Origin of the sequence: Rehaibacterium terrae, assembly GCF_014202935.1 — a bacterium.
GTDB classification, from domain to species: domain Bacteria; phylum Pseudomonadota; class Gammaproteobacteria; order Xanthomonadales; family Xanthomonadaceae; genus Rehaibacterium; species Rehaibacterium terrae.
This window is the reverse complement of record NZ_JACHHX010000003.1, coordinates 75678-95227: the sequence shown is the minus strand read 5'-3', so window position 1 is coordinate 95227 and position 19550 is coordinate 75678. Positions and strand designations below refer to the sequence as shown.

The following is a 19550-nucleotide window of genomic DNA, read 5'->3' as shown; positions in this document are numbered from 1 at the left end:
TCTTCTCCGTTGGAGCCCGCCGCCTGCCCTTGCGCCCGAACCGGCGCGAGCGGGCCAACGCTACCCCGCTCTCGACCGTCCGGCAGTCATGAATACGTATGCATCCCCACAGCAGGCTCGCGGCGCAAATGCCGACGCTAAGCTGCGCGGCGTGACGGGTGCGACCGCAGCCATGCGCCGCCCGCAGAAACGGAACCGAGAGAAGGCGACATGAGCGAAAACCCGTGGTGGCGCGGCGCCGTCACCTACCAGATCTACCCGCGCAGCTTTCTCGACAGCGACGGCGACGGCGTCGGCGACCTGCCTGGCATCGAGCGCAAGCTGGACTACGTCGCCAGTCTGGGCGTGGACGCGATCTGGATCTCGCCGTTCTTCAAGTCGCCGATGGCCGACTTCGGCTACGACATCGCCGACTACCGCGCGGTCGATCCGCTGTTCGGCACGCTCGACGACTTCGACCGCGTGCTGGCCAAAGCGCACGCGCTCGGGCTGAAGGTGATGATCGACCAGGTACTCAGCCACACCTCGGTCGAGCACGACTGGTTCAAGGAAAGCCGCGAGAGCCGCGACAACCCCAAGGCCGACTGGTACGTGTGGGCCGACGCGAAGGACGACGGCAGCCCGCCCAACAACTGGCTGTCGATCTTCGGCGGCGTGGCCTGGCAGTGGGAGCCGCGCCGCGGCCAGTACTACCTGCACAACTTCCTCGCCTCGCAGCCGGACCTGAACTTCCACAATCCGCAGGTGCGCGCGGCGGTGCTCGACTGCGTGAAGTTCTGGCTCGACCGCGGCGTGGACGGACTGCGGCTGGACGCGATCAATTTCTGCTTCCACGACCGCCTGCTGCGCGACAACCCGCCCAAGCCCAAGGACAAGCGCATCGGACGCGGCTTCAGCCCGGACAACCCCTACGCCTTCCAGTACCACTGGTACAACAACACCCGGCCGGAGAACCTCGCCTTCCTGGAAGAGCTGCGCGCCCTGCTCGACCGCTACCCGGACGTGGCCGCGCTCGGCGAGATCTCCTCGGAGGATTCGCTGGCGACCATGGCCGAGTACACCTCGGGTCGGCGCCTGCACATGGGCTACAGCTTCGAGCTGCTCACCGACGACTTCTCCGTCGCGCACATCCGCCGCACGGTGGAACGACTGGAGGCCCAGGTCAGCGAGGGCTGGCCGTGCTGGTCGATCTCCAACCACGACGTCAAACGCGTGGTCAGCCGCTGGGGCGGCGCGCGGCCGCCGGCATCACTGGCCAACCAGCTCACCGCGCTGGTGTGCTCGCTGCGCGGTTCGGTCTGCGTGTACCAGGGCGAGGAGCTGGGGCTGACCGAGGCCGAGCTTCCCTTCGAAGCCCTGCGCGATCCCTACGGCATCGCCTTCTGGCCGAACTTCAAGGGCCGCGACGGCTGCCGCACGCCGATGCCGTGGGACGACAGCGAGCAGGGCGGTTTCACCGCGGGCACGCCGTGGCTGCCGCTGCCGCCGGAGCACCGCGCGCTGGCGGTGTCGCGACAGGAGGCCGATCCGCAGTCCACGCTCAACGGCTTCCGCGCCTTCCTGCGCTGGCGCCACGGCCAGCCGGCGCTGCGCTGGGGCGCGATCGGCTTCGTCGACACCGCCGAGCCGGTGCTGGCCTTCGTGCGCGAGCACGACGGCCAACGGCTGCTGGCCGCGTTCAACCTGTCAGCCGCGCCGGTGGAAGCGCGCATCGCCGGGCTCGGCAACGCCCGCGCGCTGGCCGTGCCCGGCCTGATCAACGGCCGCCTCGACGGCGATACCGCGCAGCTACCCGGTTGCGGCGTGCTGTTTGCGGCGATCTGACCGGCGCCGGGAACGGAAACGACGAAGGCCCTGCGGGGGGCCTTCGTCGTTCACGGCATCGGCCTGCGGCGCCGGATCAGGCCACGAACAGCGCGCGCATCTTCTTCAGCGCGTTGGCCTCGATCTGGCGGATGCGCTCGGCGGAAACGCCGTACTCCTCGGCCAGTTCCTGCAGGGTGGCCTTGTGGCCGTCATCCAGCCAGCGGCGGCGGATGATGTCGCGCGAGCGCGCGTCCAGCTCGGCCAGGCCGTCGCGCAGCAGTTCGAGCTGGTGCTCCTCCTCGCTGTCGCGCTCGTAGGCCAGCGACGGGTCGGCGCTGTGGTCTTCGAGGTAGGCGACCGGCGCCGGCGGGGCGTCGTCGCTCTCGTCCACCGGCGCGTCGAAGCCGATGTCGCGGCCGGACAGGCGCGACTCCATCTCCAGTACCTCGCGCTCGGAGACGTTGAGGTCGCGCGCCACCGCGCTCACTTCCTCGGCGTTCATCCAGCCCAGCCGGGTCTTGGCGCGGCGCAGGTTGAAGAACAGCTTGCGCTGGGCCTTGGTGGTGGCGATCTTGACGATGCGCCAGTTGCGCAGGATGAACTCGTGCATCTCGGCGCGGATCCAGTGCACCGCGAAGGACACCAGGCGCACGCCCTGGTCGGGGTCGAAGCGCTTGACGGCCTTCATCAGGCCGATGTTGCCCTCCTGGATCAGGTCGCCCATGCCCAGGCCGTAGCCCTGGTAGCCACGGGCGACGTGCACCACGAAGCGCAGGTGCGACAGCACAAGCTGCTTGGCGGCGTCGAGATCCTCCTCGTCGCGGTAGCGGCGGGCGAGCCGCTGCTCTTCCTCCGCGCTGAGCACGGGGATGCGGTTGACGGCGCTGATGTACGCGTCCAGCGAACCCAGCGCGCTGGGAATCGGCAGGTTGTTGGCCACCAGGGCCGTGTTCAGTACGGTCTCGGTCATGGTTCCGGAGTCTAGCACTCACCCCTGACGAGTGCTAAAGGCTTGGGCGGGCCGGTGTTTTCCATTTAAGGGACAGTCACCCGGGACGGTCACCTGGCCCTCGCCGGCGGGGTCCGGCGGACTGCGGCTTAGACCGGGCCGGCGTGCCCGGGTTCCCGCCAGACCTTTGTGGGCGCGGCCTGCGCGGCCAGCCGCTGCTCCACCTCGGCCCGCGGCGGCAGGCGCCAGTCGATCGGCGCCTGTCCACGCCCGGCCAGGTAACGGTTGGCGGCGGAGAAGTGGCCGCAGCCGAAGAAGCCGCGGTGGGCCGACAGCGGCGAGGGGTGGGGGGCGCGCAGCACGCAGTGGCGGCGGGCGTCGATGACCCGGCCCTTGGCCTGGGCGTAGCTGCCCCAGAGCATGAACACCAGCCCCTCGCGCTCACGACCCAGGGTCTCGACGATGTGGTCGGTGAAGCCCTCCCAGCCCAGGCCCTGGTGGGCGCCGGCGCGGCCTTCCTCGACCGTCAGCACGGCATTGAGCAGCAGCACGCCCTGCTCGGCCCATGACAGCAAGCAGCCGTGATCGGCCGGCTTCACGCCGACATCGGCTTCGATCTCCTTGAAAATGTTGACCAGCGACGGCGGCAGGGGCACCCCCGGCGGGACCGAGAAGCACAGCCCGTGCGCCTGCCCCGGCCCGTGGTAGGGGTCCTGGCCGAGGATCACCACCTTCACCCGCTCGAACGGGGTGGCATCCAGCGCGGCGAAGATGCGCGGGCCGGGCGGATAGATGCGCTTGCCGCGCGCCTTCTCCGCGCGCAGGAACTCGGCCAGCGCCTGCATGTCCGGGCGAAGCAGCCAGTCGCCGACCCGCGCCTTCCAGGAAGGCTCCAGCCGGATCCGGTCGTCGTTCATGCCTTGGCTCCCCCGCGACGGAAAAGCGCAAGGGTACGCAAACTTCCCCCGCCGGCGCGCAGCGGGCACCCGCTCAGCCGCCGGCGCCGGTCCCGACCCGCTCCCGCATCAGCCGGCCGACCCGCAGCTGGAACAGCAGCTTGGTGACCAGCAGGCGTTCCTCGATCGGCTTCTGCACCAGGTCGTTGGCGCCCAGCCGCAGCAGCTCGCTCTGGTTGGCGGGGTTGGCGTCGCCGGTCATCACCAGCACTGGCAGCTGGCCCTTGGCGTAGCCGTAGTCGTCGCGGATCTTCAGCAGCAGGTCCTTGCCGCTGAGGTCGCCCTTCAGGTAGATGTCGGTCAGCACCACGTCCGGACCGGGCACCCGTCCGGCCGCGCGCGCCGCCTCCAGGTGGGCCACCGCATCCTCCACGCAGGTGGCGAGGACGACACGCAGGCCGTGCTTCTCCAGCATCCGGCAGGTGGCGGCGGCGACCACCCGGCTGTCCTCGACGTAGAGCACCTCGCCGCCCGGCTCGGCCTCCGGCCGCACGTAGCCGCGGATGAAGGTGGCCAGCGCCTCGTAGCCGAGCGACTTGTCGAAGTAGTCGGTGACGTCGTCGCTGAAGCGGCGTTCGACCAGCCGCTGCTGCACGTCGCCGGAGACCACGATGATCGGAATGTAGGCCTGCGGGCTGTGCTCGCGGATGTGCCGGGCGAGGTCCAGGCCGTCCATGTCGGGCAGGCGCAGGGCGGTGATGACCAGATCGACCGCGTCGGCCTGGTCCAGCGCCGCCTTAGCTTCGGCCGCGCTGGCGCAGCCGACGAAGTGCAGCCCGGGCAACTCCTTGCGCAGTACCTGCTCGACCAGCCGGCGCACCAGCCTGGAACCGTCGACCACCATCACCCGCGGGGCGTGGGCGTCGTGGGAACCGGAAGCGGCGGCGGTCATCGCAGGGCCCATCAAAGCTCGGTCGGTCGGGTGGCGCGCAGATGGTGGCCGGTGGCGACCCAGGCGCCAAGCCAGCCCAGCGCCGTGGCGCCGGCCAGCACCTGCAGTCCGCCCAGCCAGCCAGGCCCCTGCAGGCTGAAGGTACTGCCATAGCTCGCCACCAACTGTGACAGGGGTGGCTGTAAGGCAAACCCGACGATCGCCAGCGTCAGCAGCGCCAGCAGGCCGGCCGCCAGGCCGTAGCAGGCGCCGAGATAGAGGAATGGCCGGCGCACGAAGCCATCGGTGGCGCCGAGCAGCTGCAGCACGCCGATTTCCTCGCTGCGCGACTGGATGTCCAGCCGCACCGTGTTGCCGACCACCAGCAGCGCGCCGAGGCCGAGCAGCACCGCGATCACCCAGACCACGCGCTCGCCGAAGCCGAGCCAGGCGTCGAGCCGCTCGCGCCAGAGCGCATCGTGCTGGACGATCTCGGCCTCGGGCAGCGCGCGCAGCGCGTCGGCCAGGGCGTTGCCGCCGTTGGCCGGATCGACCACCAGCACCGGCGGCAGCGGGTTGTGCTCGAGCACGTCGAGCGCGCCGGCCAGGTCGGCCATCTCGCGGAACTCGGCCAGCCCTTCCTCGGGCGTACGCACGCGCACCGCGGCCACGTCGGGGCGCCCACGCAGCTCGACAGCCAGCGCCTCGGCCCGCGCCAGCGTCACCCCGGGCTTGAGGAACACGCCGATCTCGCGCGACTCGCGCGCGCTGCCGGTGAAGCGCTCCAGATTCTGCATCGCCAGCAGCAGGCCGAGCGGCAGGGCGATAGCGATCGCCATCACCCCGACCGTGAGCAGGGTCGCCCACGGCCGCGCGACGATGCGGCCGATGCTGGACACCAGCCCGAACAGGTGCAGGTTGCCCCAGGCGCGCACGGCGCTGCCGAACCCACCCGGGCGGATGCGCTCGGCGGCGACACGCTTGTCGGCCTTCCGCTGGTTCGTCGGGGTCGCGTTCATGCCGCCAGATCCTCCGGGGCGATGTCGTCGACCAGGCGTCCGTGGTCGAGCACCAGCACGCGCCGGCGCATGCGCTTGACCAGATGCAGGTCGTGGCTGGCCACCAGCACGCTGGTGCCCTGGGCCGGCAGCGAGGCGAACAGCTGCATGATCTCGGCGGCCAGCTGCGGATCGAGATTGCCGGTGGGCTCGTCGGCCACCAGCAGCAGCGGCTGCGACACCACCGCGCGGGCGATGCCCACCCGTTGCTGCTCGCCCGAGCTGAGCTCGATCGGCCGGGCGCGCTCGCGGTCGGCGAGGCCGACCTTCTCCAGCACCACCCGCACCCGCTTGCCGATCTCGGCGCGCGGCGTGCCGGCGATCACCAACGGCAGGGCGACGTTCTCGAACACGCTGCGGTCCATCAACAGGCGGTGGTCCTGGAACACCACGCCGACCTTGCGGCGATGCAGCGGTACGCGCCGTCCGCGCACCTTGGCGAGGTTGCGCTCCTCCACCAGCACCGCGCCACGGCTGGGCCGCTCGCTGAGATGGATCAGCCGCAGCAGCGTGCTCTTGCCGGCGCCCGAGTGGCCGGTGACGAACAGCATCTCGCCGGGCTCGACCGCGAAGCTCACGTCGGTGAGCGCCTCATGGCCGCCGGGGTAGCGTTTGCTGACGTTGTCGAAGCGGAGGATGGGCATGGGCGCGGTGAGCGGTGAGCGGTGAGCGGTGAGCGGTGAGCGGTGAGCGGTGAGCGGTGAGCGGTGAGCGGTGAGCGGTGAGCGGTGAGCGGGGGGAGCGTTACGGAGTCGCCGATACGATGCAAGCCGTTTCCGGTCTCACGCGGATTCTCGCTGGCCACACGGACCCGATGGCCGTCAGACATCGAACCGGCTCCCGGCTCCCGGTTACCGGCTCCCGATGCCCGGCTTCTCATCGAATCAACTGGTTCATCTGGAAGATCGGCAAGAGTATCGCCAGCACGATGAACAGCACGAGCCCGCCGACGAACAGGATCACCGCCGGGCCGAGCGCGGCCATCGCCACCCCGAGCACGGTGTCCAGTTCGCGTTCGAGTTGGTCGGCGGCTTCATCCAGCATGGCGTCGAGCCGCCCGGCGCGCTCGCCGCTGGCGATCAGCCGCAGCGCCAGCGGCGGGAAATGCCCCGACTGCGCCAACGCCCGCGACAGCGGCGCGCCCTCGCGCACGCGCGCGGCGACGCCGTCGAGCGCCGCGCGCAGCACGCGGTTGCGCACCGTCGCCGCGGCCAGCGTCAGCGCGTCGAGCAGCGGCACCGCGCTGCCACCGAGCAAGGCCAGCGTGCGGGCGAAGCGCGCCGTCTCCAGCGCCGCCAGCAGCCGGCCGATGCCGGGCAGGCGCAGCCACAGCGCATCGCGGCGCGCGGCGAACGCCGGTCGCCGCCACAACACGGCCAGCGCCGCACCGAGCGCGATGGACAGCGGCAACAACCAGACGGCATGCGCGCGCAGCCCGTCGCTGAGCAGCAACAGCAGCCGCGTCGCCCACGGCAGCGCCTGGCCGCTGCGGGCGAACACGCCGGTGACTTCCGGCACCACGTACAGCAGCAGGCCGGTCACCACCAGCAGCGACACCGCCAGCAGCAGCGCCGGGTAGGTCAACGCGCCGATCAGCTTGCGCCGCAGTGCATCGCGCGACTCCAAGTGCGCGGCCAGCCGCAGCAGCACCGTGTCGAGCCGCCCGCTCCGCTCGCCGGCGGCGACAGTGGCGCGGTAGAGCGCATCGAAACTGCCCGGGAACTCGCCCAGCGCCTGTGCCAGCGATGCGCCTTCCATCACCCGCGCGCGCAGCGACAGCGCCACCGCGCGGGTGCGCCCCTCGGCGCCTTCGGCGACTGCGGCCAAGGCCTCGTCCAGCGGCAGACCGGCACGCACCAGGGTGGCGAGCTGGCGCGTGAACAGCACCCGCGCGCTCATCGCGAGCCGGGCGCGCTCGGCCGCCGCACCCTCGACCTCGTCCACCGCCAGTGGCGTCAGACCGCGCTCGCGCAGCGCCGCCCGTGCGGCGCGTGCGGTGTCGGCCTGCAGCACACCCTTCTCGGTGCGGCCGGCGGTGTCGAGAGCCTGGTATTCGAAGGCGGGCATGGGCAGAGTGTACGGAGTGTCGCGCGACCGGGGGCACGGGCGGGTGACCTGCCTCCACTTGGGGAGGGCCTGAACAAGTCCATCCCGGACATGGCAGCCCACGCTGCGTCCGGCGCATGTCCGGACGCGGCTACGACGAATCAGGCACTTGCGTGCTTGATTCGTGAGCCGGCCATCCCTGGCCGGCGGAGCCTCTGAATCGATCAGGGGTTCCTCAGCCGTACCACGTGAAGCCGTAAAGCCCGGCACCCCCAGAGGAAGGACACGTAGGCGGGCGTGGTGCCGGCGGATGCGGCCGGCGTCGGCAAGGACCCGTGCGGCACTGCCTGCCGCTCGACGACCGGGGCTGGCGGTGCCCGGACCGACAGGATCGGACATGGAGCGAACACGGCGAGCTGGCCCGGGTGCCCGGTTGAACGCGAGCCGTGCGCCCGTACGGCCGCGTCGCCCGCGGGCGCGGCGCGACCGCTACAATCGACCCTCTTGCGCTGCCCGACGCGCCGACTCCCCAGCTTCTCCACCGCCATGCCCGAAAAAGACCTCAAGCAAGCCGCGCTCGACTACCACCGTCAGCATCCGCCCGGGAAGATCAAGGTCACCCCGACCAAGGCGCTGGTGACCCAGCGCGACCTGGCGCTGGCCTATTCGCCGGGCGTGGCGGCGGCCTGCGAGGCGATCGTCGAGGATCCGAACCAGGCCAGCACGGTCACCGCGCGCGGCAACCTGGTGGCGGTGATCTCCAACGGCACCGCGGTGCTGGGCCTGGGCAACATCGGCCCGCTGGCGTCCAAGCCGGTGATGGAAGGCAAGGGCGTGCTGTTCCAGAAGTTCGCCGGCATCGACGTGTTCGACATCGAGGTGCAGGAGAACGACCCCGACAAGCTGGTCGACATCATCGCCGCGCTGGAGCCGACCTTCGGCGGCATCAACCTGGAAGACATCAAGGCGCCGGAGTGCTTCATCGTCGAGCGCAAGCTGCGCGAGCGGATGAAGATCCCGGTGTTCCACGACGACCAGCACGGCACCGCGATCATCGTCGGCGCCGCCGTGCTCAACGCGCTGGAGGTGGCCGGCAAGCGGATCGACCAGGTCCGGCTCGCCACCTCCGGCGCCGGCGCGGCCGGCATCGCCTGCCTGGACATGCTGGTGGCGCTCGGTATGAGGCCGGAGAACATCCTCGCGGTGGACCGCGACGGCGTGCTGCACACCGGTCGCACTGACTTGGACGAAGCCAAGCGGCGCTACGCGCGCGACACCGACTGCCGCACCCTGGCCGACATCGTGCGCGGCGCCGACGTGTTCCTGGGCCTGTCGGCCGGCGGCATCCTCACGCCGGAGATGGTCAAGACGATGGCCGAGCGGCCGATCATCCTGGCGCTGGCCAACCCCACGCCGGAGATCCTGCCCGAGGTCGCCAGGGCCGCGCGGCCGGACTGCATCGTCGCCACCGGCCGTTCGGACTACCCGAACCAGGTCAACAACGCGCTGTGCTTCCCGTACATCTTCCGCGGCGCGCTCGACGTCGGCGCCACCACCATCAACGAGGCGATGAAGCTGGCCTGCGTCAAGGCCATCGCCGCGCTGGCGCGGATGGAAGTCTCCGACCTTGGCTCGGCCTATGCCGGTGAGACGCCGAGCTTCGGCCCCGACTACCTGATCCCGCGTCCGTTCGATCCGCGCCTGCTGACCGTGCTGGCCCCGGCGGTGGCCAAGGCGGCGATGGAGTCGGGCGTCGCCACCCGGCCGATCGCCGACCTCGACGCCTACCGCGAAAAGCTCAGCGGCTTCATCTGGCGCTCCGGCCTGCTGATGAAGCCGGTGTTCGACCGCGCCCGCAGCGACCGCAAGCGCGTGGTCTACGCCGAAGGCGAGGAAGAAACCGTGCTGCGCGCCGTGCAGACGGTGGTCGACGAAGGTCTGGCCTTCCCGATCCTGATCGGCCGCCCGGCGGTGATCGAGGCGCGCATCCAGCGCCTGGGCCTGCGCATCCGCCCCGGCGTCGACTTCGAGCTGACCAACATCGACGACGATCCGCGCTTCAACGACTACTGGCAGCTCTACCACCAGATCATGGCGCGCAAGGGCATCTCGCCGGCTGCGGCCAAGGCGGTGGTGCGCTCGCGCGACACCGTGATCGCCGCGCTGATGGTCCGGCGCGGTGAGGCCGACGCCATGCTCTGCGGGCTGGTCGGGCGCTATCAGCGCAAGCTCAAGTACGTGCGCGACGTGCTCGGCCTGGAGCACGGCGTGAAGTCGCCGTCGGCGATGTCGGCCGTGCTCAACGACAAGGGCGTGATCTTCTTCACCGACACCCACGTGCAGACCGACCCGGATGCCGAACAGATCGCCGAGAGCGCGCTGCAGGCGGCGTTCCGGCTCAAACTGTTCGGCATCCAGCCGAAGGTGGCGCTGGTCAGCTACGCCAACTTCGGCAGCCACGACAGCCGCAGCACCGAGAAGCTGCGCGAGGCGCTGGCGATCATCCGCCGGCGCGCGCCGAAGCTGGAGGTCGAGGGCGAGATGCAGGTCGACGCCGCGCTCAGCGAGGAAGTCCGCCAGCGCGTCTTTCCCGGGGCCGAGCTCAGCGGCCGCGCCAACCTGCTGGTGATGCCCAACCTCGACGCCGCCAACATCGCCTACAACCTGCTGCGGGTGATGACCGATGCCGTGGGTCTGGGCCCGATCCTGATGGGTCTGGCCAGGCCCGCCCACGTGCTGACCCCGTCGGCCACCGTGCGCCGCGTGGTCAACATGACCGCCATCGCCGCCGTCGACGCGCAGATCCGGGCCGAGCGCGGGGTGTGATATCGCCGGCCGCGGCTGGCGTCGCCCGTGTCTCCTACAGGCTCAGCACGAGGTCGTCGGCGCCGACGCGGTCCAGGCGGATGCGGTTGGCAAACAGCGAGAACGCGAGCATGCCGGCCAAGCCCTGCGCGCGCTGCACCCACGGCGGCACGTACAGCGGTTCGGCGAGCGTGCCTTCGTCGAACAGCGGCTCGAAGGCGAGCACATCCTGCAGGGTCATCTTGCCGGCGAACAGCAGGCGGGTGAGGCGGATGCGGCGGTGCTTGAGCGTCCAGCGGAAGAAGGTGTGCACGCCGATCAGGCCGGTGAGGTAGACACTGTCCTTGGTGAAGGCGGCCTTGCCGGTCAGCGGCACGCCGCGGTAGATGCGCTGCGCCGAGGCGAAGCTGTCCGAGGGCGTCTGCCCCTCGTCGAGGAAGAAGCGGAACACCTGCATGAAGTCGGCGCCGCGCAGCGCCATGTCGATGGCGAGGATGCGCAGGCTGATGCGCTTCATGCGCTCGATGTCGATGGCGCCGGTGATCAGCTCGGCGAAGGTGGCCAGCCCTTCCTGGGTGGCGGTGATGCGCGGCGAGGTGCGCGCCAGCGACTTGAGCACCGGCTGCTCGCGGCCGTTGAGCGCGGTCAGCGAATGCACGAAGGCCTCGTGTTCGAGCAGCTGGTGGCGGTCGTAGTCGCTGAAGGCGTGGCCGCCGCGCAGGCGGATGCGGGTGGGGCCGGCGGCGGCCTTGGCGATCAGCTCGGGATCCAGCTCGACGCTGAGCTTGTGATGGACGAAGAAGCGGTCCAGCTCGGCCTGCAGTTCGTCGCGCAGCGTTGCCGCCGGGATATGGAAATCGGATTCGTCCGGATGCAGGTCCTGGTCGAGCTCGTCGGCCAGGGCGATGAAGTGGCGGGCGGCGTCGAGGTTGGTCGCCTCGCCGCCGGGCAGCACGTCGCCGGGGCGGCCGTAGAGCTGCACGCTGTGGTCGGTGACGCTGGCGCTGCCGGCGCATTCCAGCAGGCGCGTGGCGGTCGCCCAGCTCTCGGCGGTGCGCTGCAGGTACTGGCCGAGCGGGTGGTCGGGGTCGGCGGCGAGGCGGATGGCGTCGAGCTCGGCGCGCACTTCGCCGAAATCGAGCGCCGGGTATTCGATCAGCGGCAGTTTGGCCTGGCCGCGCCGCCAGCCGTCGAGGAACTCCTCCTGCACGTGCGCCGGCCAGCTCACCGTCTGCAGCAGGCGGATGCCGCGCACCGCCTCGACCAGGCGCGCGTCGAGCGCGGCGTGGTGGGCGACGGCGTCGTTCATCGGCGCATGCGCCTCCTGCCGCGTCTGCGTGGCCTGGCTGTGTTCATCGGCGGCCGTACTTTTCCTTCAGACGCTTGTCGAGTGCCTTGCCCATCACTTTCGCCTCGGCCTTGTCGGCCAGGCGTGCGGCGAGCTGACCGGCGGCAGCGGCGAGTTCGTCGCGCAGCTTGAGGTAATTGGCGTAGTGATCCGCGTCGAGCGTGCCGGCCTCGAGTGCGGCGCGCACGGCGCAGCCGGGTTCGCGCCGGTGGCCGCAGTCGTTGAAACGGCAACTGGCGGCCAGCGCCTCGATGTCGGCGAAGGCGCCTGCGTCCAGCCGCTCCTCGCCGGTGAGCTTGAGTTCGCGCATGCCCGGGGTGTCGATCAGGCAGCCGCCCTGCGGCAGCGGGATCAGCGCACGCCAGGTGGTGGTGTGGCGGCCGCGCGAGTCGCGCGCGCGCACCTCGCCGGTCTTCATCTTCTCGACGCCGAGCAGGGTGTTGGTGAGCGTGGACTTGCCGGCACCGGAGCTGCCGACCAGTACCACGCTGCGGCCGGGCTGCAGGTAGCGGTCGAGCACGGCGACGCTGGCCGGATCCTTGGCATTGACCGGATGCGCCTGGACGCCGAGCGCCAGGATGTCGGCCAGCGCCTCGGTGACCGGCTCCAGGTCCTGGCACAGGTCGGCCTTGGTCAACACCAGCACCGGCGTGGCGCCGCTGCCCTGCACCAGCACCAGATAGCGCTCCAGCCGGCGCGGGTTGAAGTCGTGGTCGAGGCCGCAGACCACCAGCACGTAATCGATGTTGGCTGCGATCAGCTGCTGCCGATAGTGCTCGCCGGCGGCGCCGCGCTTGAGCAGCGAGCGGCGCGGCAGCAGGGCGAGGATCTCGTCGGCCTCGTCGTCGAGCACCACCCAGTCGCCGACGCAGGCGCGCTGCTCGGGCGGGAAACGCGGCCGCAGCCAGGCCGCCGGCGCCTGCGCCCTGAATTCCTCGCCCTCGCCCACCGACACCACATAGCCGGAGCGGTGCTGCTCGACCACCCGCGCCAGCCGCCCCCGGGGCGCGGCCCGCAGCGCCTCTTCCGCCCAGGCATCGTCGGGCCAGCCGATCGTGCGCAGGCGGACGAGGGTCAGGGGGTCGAGTCGCATGGGCCGGGTACGCAGATGGAGGTCGGAGATGGCACAAGGGTACCGCGCGGACCGGGGTCCGGTGCCGGGACCGCGGACTATTGCCGGGGCGGCCGCGCGGGACGGCGCGACCGGGCACTGACCGCCGCCGCGGTTTCGGCTAGGCTGCGCGGAATCCCGCGCCCCGCCCCCGCCGCATGAACCATCCGCCCGTCCCCACCCGCGCCCGCCTCGGCGAAGTCCGTTATGAAATCCGCGGCGAGCTGGCCCGCCGCGCCCGCGAACTGGAAGCGCAGGGCCGCCGGCTGATCAAGCTCAACATCGGCAACCCCGGCGCGTTCGGCTTCCGCGCCCCCGAGCACCTGCAACGCGCCATCGCCGAACACCTCGCCGAAAGTGATCCCTACACCCACCAGCAAGGTCTGCCGGCCGCGCGCGAGGCGATCGCCGCCCAGCACCGCGCCCGCGGCGTGCATGGCGCCACGCCGGAACGGGTCTTCGTCGGCAATGGCGTCAGCGAACTGATCGATCTGAGCCTGCGCGCCCTGCTCAATCCCGGCGACGAGGTGCTGCTGCCCAGCCCCGACTACCCGCTGTGGAGCGCCGCCACCATCCTCAACGACGGCCGGCCGGTCTACTACCGCTGTGAGGCCGGCAACGGCTTCCTGCCCGACCCGGACGAGATCGAATCGCTGGTGAGCTCGCGCACCCGCGCGCTGGTGCTGATCAACCCGAACAACCCCACCGGCGCCAGCTACCCGCGCGCACTGCTCGAACGCCTGGTCGCCATCGCGGCGAAGCACGACCTGCTGCTGATGGCCGACGAGATCTACGACGGCATCCTCTACGACGGTGCCGCCTTCCAGCCGCTGGCGCCGCTGGCCGACGACCTGCCCTGCCTGAGCTTCGGCGGGCTGTCGAAGGTGCACCGCGCCTGCGGCTGGCGGGTCGGCTGGGCACTGCTGTCCGGCGACCCGCTGCGGATCGGCGAATACCACCACGCGCTCGACCTGCTCGGCGCGCTGCGCCTGTGCGCCAACGTGCCCGGCCAGTTCGCCGTGGCCGCCGCGCTGACCGGCCCGGACACCATCACCGCGCTCACCGCACCCGGTGGCCGGCTGTATGAATCGCGCCGTGCGGTGATCGACAGCTGCGCCGCCAGCGACTTCCTCGCGCTGGTGCCGCCGCAGGGTGCGCTGTATGCCTTCCCGGCGGTCGACACCGAGGCGCTGCGCGGTTTCGACGACCACCGCTTCGCGGTCGAGCTGCTGGAGGAAGAAGACGTGCTGATCGTGCCCGGCTCCAGCTTCAACGTGCCCTACCGCCATCACTTCCGGGTGACGCTGTTGCCCGAGGCCGACACCGTGCGCGAAGTGTTCCGGCGCATCGAGCGCGCCCTCGCCCGTCACGCCGAACGCCAGACCGCGCGCCATGTCGCCTGATGCGGGGAGCCTGCCCGTGTTTTTTCGCCATCTGCTGCTGCTGACCATGACCACGACGCCCGCGCTCGCCGACGAGGCCATCGGCTACCTGGCCCTCGGCGACAGCTACACCATCGGCGAGGCGGTGGCCGAGGACGACCGCTGGCCGGTGCAGCTCGCCGCCGCGCTGCGCGCCGAGGGCATCGCGCTGGCGCCGCCGCGGATCATCGCCACCACCGGCTGGACCACCGACGAGCTGAGCGCGGCGATGGACGCTGCCGAGCCGATCGGCGAATACGGCTTCGTCTCGCTGCTGATCGGCGTCAACAACCAGTACCGTGGCCGCGACGTGGAGGAGTACCGCGCGCAGTTCGCCGCCCTGCTCAAGCGCGCCATCGCCTTGGCCGGCGGCCGCGCCGACCGCGTGCTGGTGCTGTCGATCCCGGACTGGGGCGCGACGCCGTTCGGCCAGGCCAGCGGCCGCGATCTGGCGCGTGTGTCGGCCGAGCTGGACGCCTACAACGCGGTCAACCGCGAGGAAAGCGAAACACGCGGCGTGGCCTGGGTGGACGTGACGCCGGTGAGCCGCGCGCGCGGCGCCGAGGCGGCGATGGTGGCCGAGGACGGCCTGCACCCGTCGGCGGCGATGTACCGCGAGTGGACGGCGCTGGCGCTGCCGGTCGCACGGCGATTGCTGTCGCGGCGCTGAGCCTCGGAAATCGGACACCGGAAATGGGCCGCGCGCTGCGCGTGCTCGGTCGGAACACCCCACGCCCCGCTCTTCCGGTTTCCGGTTCCCGCCCTGCTACCAGACGAAGTTGAGCGAAATCACGTCCGGCCTGGCCTGCCCCGGCGTGAAGCGGGCCTTGCACTCCAGGGTCTGCCGCTGCTCGTGGGTCATGCCCGGGTCGAGCACGACCTCGCCGCTCAGGACCAGCACGTTTTCGCCCTCCTCGCGGGCGCTGGCCCGGATGGCCTTGGGATCGAGCCGGTAGGTCTTGCCGGCCAGGCGCTCGGCGATGGCGGCCTCGCACACCGCCCAAGCGTCGGCGCTGCGGCCTCCACAGCCGGCCAGCAGCGCGGCCAGCAGCAACAGCAACATCGTGCGCATCGTGCCCCTCACCTCGTTGGACGGTCGGCACGGTACCTGCCGTGCCGATCCGTATGGCTCCGGAGACGAAGCTAGCGCAAATGCCGCGGCGACACCAAACCGCCGCCGCGCTCAGTACCGTGGCACCGACGGGTCGATGCGCTGCGACCAGGCGTCGATACCGCCCTCGACGTTGTACAGGTTGCGGAAGCCCAGCCCGCGGAAATGCTCGGCCGCCTGGCGGCTGGAATGGCCGTGATGGCAGAGGAAGGCCAGCGCGCGGTCCTTGGGCAGCGCGGCGAGACGGGCGCGGCTGTCCTCGTCCAGCACCTCGGCACCCGGGAACGGAGCCAAGGCGCGGGCCTCGGCCGGACGCACGTCGATCACGGTGATGTCGCCGGCGGCGAGACGGTCGCGCAGCGCCTCGACCTCGATCGGCTGCACCGGCGGCGGCGCGTTCGGGTTGCGGATCGACAGGCCGGCGCCGCGCATGTCCTCGACCCAGTCGATCTCGATGCCGTTGGCGCGCGGCGCGCTGGCAAGGTCCAGATGGAAGCGGATGCCGGCGGCCTCGGCGACGATCTCCTGCCCGGTCACCGGCTTGAGCTGGAACTGGGCGTTGAAGCGCGGATCGACCGACAGGTGCAGGCCCAGCCCCGGATCGCTGTTGGCCAGCGCGTTGCGGATCGCGGCGGCGGCGGCGGCGGTGACGTGCAGGGTCGGCGCGGTGCGGTCCGGCTTGGGCAGGCCGAGCAGCTCATGCAGCTCGCCGCTGTTGAGCAGCTGCTCGATGATGTCGCTGCCGCCGACCAGCTCGCGCTCGACGTACAGCTGCGGGATGGTCGGCCAGCTGCCGTAGAGCTTGATGCCCTCGCGGATCTCCGGGTCCTGCAGCACGTCGACGCTGGCGTACTCCACGCCCAGGCCATCGAGGATGCCGGCGGCCTTGGCCGAGAAACCGCAGCGCGGCGCGGACGGGTCGCCCTTCATGAACAGGACGACGCGGTGGTCGGTGAGCAGCGCGTCGATGCGGGCGCGCAGGGCGGGGTCGAGGGACATGGGGGAGCTCCTGGGGTTCGGGAATCGGGAATCGGGACGCGCCTGCACGGCATGGCGAACCCAAGACCATCCAATCGCCCATTGTACGCCCCGGCTCCCGCCCCGGCACGAGCGGCGCATGATGCGGCCGACCGCCACGGGAAGGTTGAACGCGGAAGGCCACCGCATCAGGCCTGCCACGGATGATCGCGATGCGGCGGTTTGCCGGTATCCTGCCCGCTCGCACGCCCACGACCCGCCGATGACCGCTACCGCCCTGCCCGAGCCCGATGCCGCCGCACGCGCCCACAGCGACCGCCTGGCGGCGCTGATCCGCGCCGAGATCGCCGCCGCCGGCGGCGCCATCCCGTTCTCGCGCTTCATGGAGCTGGCCCTGTACGCGCCGGGCCTGGGTTACTACAGTGCCGGCGCGACCAAGTTCGGCGAGAGCGGCGACTTCGTCACCGCGCCCGAGCTCGGCCCGACCTTCGCCGAGTGCGTGGCCGAGGCGATGGCCCCGGTGCTGCGCACGCTCGGCCCGCAGGCCGAATTCCTCGAACTGGGCGGCGGCAGCGGCGCCTTCGCCGAGGCCGCACTGCGCCGCCTGGCCGAACTCGACGCGCTGCCGGCGCGCTACGCCATCCTCGAACCCAGCGCCGACCTGCGCGCGCGCCAGCGCGAGCGCTTGACCGGATCGCTGCCGGCGGCACTGTCCGCGCGTCTGCACTGGCTCGACGGTCCGCCGCAGGCGCACTGGCGCGGCGTGCTGTTCGCCAACGAGGTGCTCGACGCGCTGCCGACACCACGCTTCAGCATCCACGGCGGCGAGGTGTATGAGGAGCATGTCGCACTCGACGAACACGGCGGCTTCATCCGCGTCGACCGTCCTGCCGACGCACTGGTGGCCGGCGCGGTCCGCCACGTCGAGGCCTATCTGGAGGCGCCGTTCGCCGAGGGCTACCGCTCGGAGATCCTGCCGCAACTGCCGTACTGGCTGCAGGCGGTGGGCGGCATGATCGAGGCCGGCGCGATGCTGTTCGTCGACTACGGCTACCCGCGCGCGGAGTACTACCTGCCCGAGCGGCGCGATGGCACGCTGGTCTGCCACTACCGCCACCGCGCCCACACCGACCCGTACCGGCTGCCCGGGCTGCAGGACCTCACCGCCTTCGTCGATTTCACCGCATTGGCCGAGGCCGGCCTCGGCGCCGGCTTCGATTTCGCCGGCTACTGCTCGCAGGCCAACTTCCTGATCGGCAACGGGCTGCAAGGCCGCATCGCCGCCATCGAGACGCTGCCCGATGAGATCGAACGCCATCGCCGCCGCCAGGAGATCAAGCGCCTGACCTTGCCTGGCGAAATGGGCGAGCGCTTCCAGGTGATGGGCTTCGTCCGTGGCGTGACGCTAGGCGCCGCGTTCGCGCTCGGCGACCTGTCGCGCCGCCTGTGATGCGCGCGCTGCGACGACCACGCCTGTGGCTGGCGCTGTGGCTGGCGATGGTCGCGACGGTGATCGTCGTCTCGCTGGCCCCGCCGCCGCCGGTGCCGCAGGCCATCCCCGGCTCCGACAAGCTCGGCCATGTGCTGGCCTATTTCCTGCTGATGGCCGGCGCGGTGCAGCTGTTCGCCTCGCGCGCCGCGCTGCTCGCCATCGCCGTATGGCTGGCCGCCCTCGGTCTCGGGCTGGAATTCGCCCAGGGCGCGCTCACCGCCAGCCGCCGGTTCGAACTGCTCGATGCGCTGGCCAACACGGCCGGCGTACTCGCCGGCCTCGCCCTCGCCCACACCCCCGCGGCGCGCTGGCTGCAGCGTTTCGATGGATGGTGGCGGTAAGGGCCGGACGCGACGCGCACCGCGGCGGAATCAGCGCCCGGTCATCGCCGCGCGGATCGCGGCGATGCGCGCTTCGCGCAGGCGTTTGCCGACTTCCGGGCCGCTGACGCCGGCGGCGACCAGCTCGCGGGCGTTCACGGCCAAGGCGGCGCGATGCAGCGCCAGCAGGCGTTCGCGCTGCGGGTACGGCTCATCGTGCTTGCTGAGGCGGCCGCGGGCGTCGGCCTCGCACACCAGCGCCAGTTGCGCGATGCGCTCGGGCCGACGGAAACCATCGCAGCGGGCGATCAGGTCGTGGACGCTGGCCGGCCGCAGCTCGTCGAGGCGGTGCAGGTTCAGATGTTCGCGACAGGCGATGCGCGCCAGCTCGCGATGATCGGCCGGCACCTTCAGCCGCGCGCAGACGGCGTCGACGGCGGCCAGGCCACGCTGCTCGTGGCCGACGTGGCGCGGCCACTCGTCGGCCGGGGTCAGCGCCTTGCCCAGGTCGTGCAGCAGGGCGGCGAAGCCGATCAGGCTGTCGCCCGGCGCGAGTTTCGCAGCCATATCCACGACCAGCCCGGTGTGCACGCCGGCGTCGATCTCGGGATGGAACTCGGCGCGCTGCGGCACGCCGTAGAGGGCATCGACCTCGGGCAGGATCCGCGCCAGTGCGCCGCAATCGCGCAGCACGGCGAGGAAGGCCGAGGGCACCGGCTCGGCCAGTGCGCGGCGCAGCTCCTGCCAGACCCGTTCGGGCACCAGGTGGTCGACCTCGCCGTCGGCGACCATCCGCGCCATCAGCGCCATCGTCTCCGGCGCCACGGTGAAGCCGAGCGGCGCCAAGCGGGCGGCGAAGCGGGCCACCCGCAGCAGCCGCACCGGGTCCTCGACGAAGGCCGGCGAGACATGGCGCAGCACGCGCGCCTGGATGTCGCGCACGCCGCCGTAAGGGTCGATCAGCGTACCGTCCTCGTCCTGCGCGATGGCGTTGATGGTCAGGTCGCGGCGGGCGAGATCCTCTTCCAGCGTCACCGCCGGATGGGCATCGACCACGAAGCCACGATAGCCGCGTCCGGATTTGCGCTCGGTGCGTGCCAGCGCGTACTCCTCGCCGGTGCGCGGATGCAGGAACACCGGAAAATCCCGCCCGACCGGCTTGAAGCCCTGCGCCAGCATCTGCTCCGGCGTGGCGCCCACCACCACCCAGTCGCGGTCGCCGCCCTCGCGCCCGAGCAGGCGGTCGCGCACGGCGCCACCGACGAGGTAGGCGCGCAT

Annotated in this window: 17 protein-coding genes; 6 read left to right on the top strand and 11 right to left on the bottom strand. The window is 71.3% G+C overall.

The features are described from left to right. The first annotated feature begins 210 nt into the window (after positions 1–210). Positions 211–1824, top strand: coding sequence for an alpha-glucosidase (locus tag HNQ58_RS02955; protein WP_183947298.1), 1614 nt, complete (start codon positions 211–213; stop codon positions 1822–1824). A 76-nt stretch (positions 1825–1900) separates the two neighbouring features. On the opposite strand, the gene rpoH is transcribed toward HNQ58_RS02955, so the two are convergent. The 6 genes from rpoH to gspF form a co-directional block, all read right to left on the bottom strand. After that, on the bottom strand, positions 1901–2776 hold the full coding sequence (gene rpoH / locus HNQ58_RS02950) for an RNA polymerase sigma factor RpoH (RefSeq protein WP_183947297.1): 876 nt from the start codon (positions 2774–2776) through the stop codon (positions 1901–1903). 128 nt (positions 2777–2904) lie between these two features. Next, positions 2905–3672: a uracil-DNA glycosylase gene (gene ung, locus HNQ58_RS02945; RefSeq protein WP_183947296.1), complete on the bottom strand. Its 768-nt coding sequence runs from the start codon at positions 3670–3672 to the stop codon at positions 2905–2907. Positions 3673–3745: 73 nt separating this feature from the next. Further along, positions 3746–4603 carry a response regulator gene (locus HNQ58_RS02940; RefSeq protein ID WP_183947403.1) on the bottom strand — a complete coding sequence of 286 codons (858 nt, stop codon included), beginning with the start codon at positions 4601–4603 and terminating at the stop codon, positions 3746–3748. A gap of 11 nt (positions 4604–4614) precedes the next feature. Beyond that, a complete protein-coding gene (ftsX, locus tag HNQ58_RS02935) occupies positions 4615–5601 on the bottom strand; it encodes a permease-like cell division protein FtsX (protein WP_183947295.1) in 987 nt (328 codons plus the stop codon). Further along, positions 5598–6284 (bottom strand): cell division ATP-binding protein FtsE, encoded by a 687-nt coding sequence (gene ftsE, locus HNQ58_RS02930; RefSeq protein ID WP_183947294.1) that lies wholly within the window; start codon positions 6282–6284, stop codon positions 5598–5600. The genes ftsX and ftsE overlap by 4 nt, the downstream gene beginning before the upstream one ends. Positions 6285–6516: 232 nt before the next feature. After that, on the bottom strand, positions 6517–7707 hold the full coding sequence (gene gspF, locus HNQ58_RS02925) for a type II secretion system inner membrane protein GspF (RefSeq protein WP_183947293.1): 1191 nt from the start codon (positions 7705–7707) through the stop codon (positions 6517–6519). Positions 7708–8232: 525 nt separating this feature from the next. On the opposite strand from gspF, the gene HNQ58_RS02920 reads away from it, so the two are divergent. Beyond that, positions 8233–10512: an NADP-dependent malic enzyme gene (locus HNQ58_RS02920; RefSeq protein ID WP_183947292.1), complete on the top strand. Its 2280-nt coding sequence runs from the start codon at positions 8233–8235 to the stop codon at positions 10510–10512. Between the two features lie 34 nt (positions 10513–10546). Here the strand turns inward: HNQ58_RS02920 and HNQ58_RS02915 are convergent, their stop codons facing one another. Together HNQ58_RS02915 and rsgA are read right to left on the bottom strand one after the other, a co-directional pair. Continuing rightward, positions 10547–11800 (bottom strand): peptidase MATCAP family protein, encoded by a 1254-nt coding sequence (locus tag HNQ58_RS02915; protein ID WP_183947291.1) that lies wholly within the window; start codon positions 11798–11800, stop codon positions 10547–10549. Between the two features lie 43 nt (positions 11801–11843). Next, the gene (gene rsgA, locus HNQ58_RS02910; RefSeq protein WP_183947290.1) at positions 11844–12932 is read right to left on the bottom strand and encodes a ribosome small subunit-dependent GTPase A; all 1089 of its coding nucleotides are present in this window, start codon (positions 12930–12932) and stop codon (positions 11844–11846) included. A 176-nt stretch (positions 12933–13108) separates the two neighbouring features. Between rsgA and HNQ58_RS02905 the strand changes: the two genes are divergently transcribed. Together HNQ58_RS02905 and HNQ58_RS02900 are read left to right on the top strand one after the other, a co-directional pair. Further along, on the top strand, positions 13109–14353 hold the full coding sequence (locus HNQ58_RS02905) for a pyridoxal phosphate-dependent aminotransferase (protein WP_183947289.1): 1245 nt from the start codon (positions 13109–13111) through the stop codon (positions 14351–14353). Between the two features lie 46 nt (positions 14354–14399). Further along, positions 14400–15041 (top strand): SGNH/GDSL hydrolase family protein, encoded by a 642-nt coding sequence (locus HNQ58_RS02900; RefSeq protein ID WP_183947402.1) that lies wholly within the window; start codon positions 14400–14402, stop codon positions 15039–15041. A gap of 96 nt (positions 15042–15137) precedes the next feature. Here HNQ58_RS02900 and HNQ58_RS02895 read toward each other — a convergent pair whose 3' ends face one another. Both HNQ58_RS02895 and grxD read right to left on the bottom strand, forming a co-directional pair. Further along, positions 15138–15443 (bottom strand): hypothetical protein, encoded by a 306-nt coding sequence (locus tag HNQ58_RS02895; RefSeq protein ID WP_183947288.1) that lies wholly within the window; start codon positions 15441–15443, stop codon positions 15138–15140. Positions 15444–15554: 111 nt separating this feature from the next. Beyond that, entirely contained in the window at positions 15555–16481 is a 927-nt protein-coding gene (grxD, locus tag HNQ58_RS02890) for a Grx4 family monothiol glutaredoxin (protein ID WP_183947287.1), read from the bottom strand. 241 nt (positions 16482–16722) lie between these two features. Between grxD and HNQ58_RS02885 the strand changes: the two genes are divergently transcribed. Together HNQ58_RS02885 and HNQ58_RS02880 are read left to right on the top strand one after the other, a co-directional pair. Further along, positions 16723–17910: a class I SAM-dependent methyltransferase gene (locus tag HNQ58_RS02885; protein WP_183947286.1), complete on the top strand. Its 1188-nt coding sequence runs from the start codon at positions 16723–16725 to the stop codon at positions 17908–17910. Next, positions 17910–18293 carry a VanZ family protein gene (locus HNQ58_RS02880; protein ID WP_183947285.1) on the top strand — a complete coding sequence of 128 codons (384 nt, stop codon included), beginning with the start codon at positions 17910–17912 and terminating at the stop codon, positions 18291–18293. The genes HNQ58_RS02885 and HNQ58_RS02880 overlap by 1 nt, the downstream gene beginning before the upstream one ends. A 30-nt stretch (positions 18294–18323) precedes the next feature. Here the strand turns inward: HNQ58_RS02880 and HNQ58_RS02875 are convergent, their stop codons facing one another. Then, positions 18324–19550, bottom strand: coding sequence for a multifunctional CCA addition/repair protein (locus HNQ58_RS02875; RefSeq protein WP_183947284.1), 1227 nt, complete (start codon positions 19548–19550; stop codon positions 18324–18326).